Annotated in this window: 2 protein-coding genes and 1 pseudogene; all 3 read left to right on the forward strand. The window is 62.8% G+C overall.

Annotated features, from left to right (window positions below; genetic code table 11):
- Positions 1-293 (forward strand): annotated as a pseudogene (locus ABYB95_RS22700) (branched-chain amino acid ABC transporter permease); the annotation flags it as partial.
- The gene (locus ABYB95_RS22705) at positions 290-1,240 is read left to right on the forward strand and encodes a branched-chain amino acid ABC transporter permease (RefSeq protein ID WP_372662362.1); all 951 of its coding nucleotides are present in this window, start codon (positions 290-292) and stop codon (positions 1,238-1,240) included. The pseudogene ABYB95_RS22700 and the gene ABYB95_RS22705, both read left to right, overlap by 4 nt.
- A gap of 71 nt (positions 1,241-1,311) precedes the next feature.
- On the forward strand, positions 1,312-1,868 hold a 557-nt coding region (locus ABYB95_RS22710; protein WP_372662365.1), incomplete at its 3' end, for a phosphoenolpyruvate hydrolase family protein.

Below are 1,868 nucleotides of genomic sequence, written 5' to 3' on the forward strand. Positions count from 1 at the left end.
CCTACGCGGGCGGCATCGCGCTGGCCGCGTTCACCGGTGTGTTGGTGGCCCCCATCCTGCATGTGAATTCCGGCATGGGGTCTAACCTGGTGATCATCGTTTTCGCCATCGTGGTCATTGGCGGCATGGGGTCTGTGTTCGGCTCCATCGTCACGGCGTTGGGCATCGGCGTGATCGAAGGGCTCACCAAGGTCTGGTATTCGGAGGCCTCCACCACGGTGATCTTCGTGGTCATGGTGCTGGTGCTGCTGTTCCGCCCAAGAGGCCTCTTTGGCCGGGAGGGCTCGGCATGACTGGCTTCTCCCGTTTTCAGCGCACGGTCCTTGTGGCGGTGGTGTTGGGCCTACTGGTCGTGCCTTGGGCACCGCAGATGGTGTACCCGGTATTTGTGATGAAGCTGCTGTGCATGGCGCTGTTTGCCTGCGCTTACAGCCTGCTGCTCGGCTTTGGCGGAATGATGTCCTTCGGTCACGCCGCCTTCTTCGGTAGCGCCGCCTACATCACCGGCCTGGTCGTGAAGATCTGGGGCTTGCCGCCCGAAGTGGGCCTGCTCGCCGGCACGCTGTTCGCGGCGCTGTTGGGCGCGGTGTTTGGTGCGTTGGCCATCCACCGCCAAGGCATCTACCTGGCCATGATCACGCTGGCGCTGGCGCAGATGGTGTATTTCATCTTCCTGCAACTGCCCTTCACCGGCGCGGAAGACGGACTGCAGCAGATCCCGCGCGGCACCTTGCTGGGCGTCATCGACCTGCGCAACGAATTCGCGATGTACTACCTGGTGCTGTTGCTCACGCTGTGCGGGCTCTGGCTCATTTATCGGGTGGTGAACTCTCCGTTTGGTCATGTGGTGGTGGCGATTCGCGAGCACGAGCCGCGCGCACGGTCGCTGGGTTACCCGGTCAATCGTTACAAGCTCACCTTGTTCGTACTGTCTGCCGCGCTCTCGGGTTTGGCAGGCTCCATGAAGGCGCTGGTGTTCCAGCTGGCTTCGTTGTCCGACGGGCACTGGCACCTTTCGGGTGACGTGGTGCTGATGGCCTTGCTCGGAGGCATGCACACCGTATTCGGGCCCGCCATCGGCGCCACCCTGGTGGTGGGTCTGCAGTACTACCTCGATGCTTTCGGTGGCTGGGTGACGCTGGTCACCGGTCTGATTTTCATGGTGTGTGTGCTGTCGTTCCGCAGTGGCATTGCCGGTGCCCTCCAAGCGCTCAAACCCCGTCCACGCAACGGGTCATGAGCCCGTGGCATTCCGTTTTCGCCCCCCGTTTCAAGGAGATTTTCATGCCGCGTTTTGAGCGCCAAGCCCTCATGGCCAAGTTCCAGGCCATGGTCAAAAACCGCCAACCCATCATCGGCGGAGGCGCCGGCACCGGCATCTCCGCCAAGTGCGAAGAGGCTGCGGGCATCGACCTGATCGTAATCTACAACTCGGGCCGCTACCGCATGGCCGGACGTGCGTCTTCGGCCGGCCTGCTCGCTTACGGCAACGCGAACGACATCGTGCTGGAAATGGCCGGCGAGGTGTTGCCCGTGGCAAAGAAGACGCCGGTGATCGCGGGTGTCAACGGCACCGATCCTTTCATCATCATGCCGGTCTTCCTCCAGAAGCTGAAAGACCTCGGGTTTTCCGGCGTGCAGAATTTCCCGACCGTGGGCATCATCGACGGCACCTTCCGCCAGAGCCTTGAGGAGACCGGTATCAACTTTTCCACCGAGGTCGAGATGATCGGCGAGGCCCACGCCATCGACCTGCTGACCACGCCCTACGTGTTCTCCGCCGAGGAAGCCGTGGCCATGACCGAGGCCGGCGCCGATTTCGTGGTGCCGCACCTGGGCGTGACCACCGGCGGCACCATCGGCGCCAC

Origin of the sequence: Hydrogenophaga sp., assembly GCF_041633695.1 — a bacterium.
In the GTDB taxonomy this organism is placed as follows: Bacteria; Pseudomonadota; Gammaproteobacteria; order Burkholderiales; family Burkholderiaceae_C; genus Hydrogenophaga.

Excerpts from the sequence above, each read along its gene's own strand:
- ABYB95_RS22705 (WP_372662362.1), top strand. The coding sequence starts at position 290 with ATGACTGGCTTCTCCCGTTTTCAGCGCACGGTCCTTGTGGCGGTGGTG.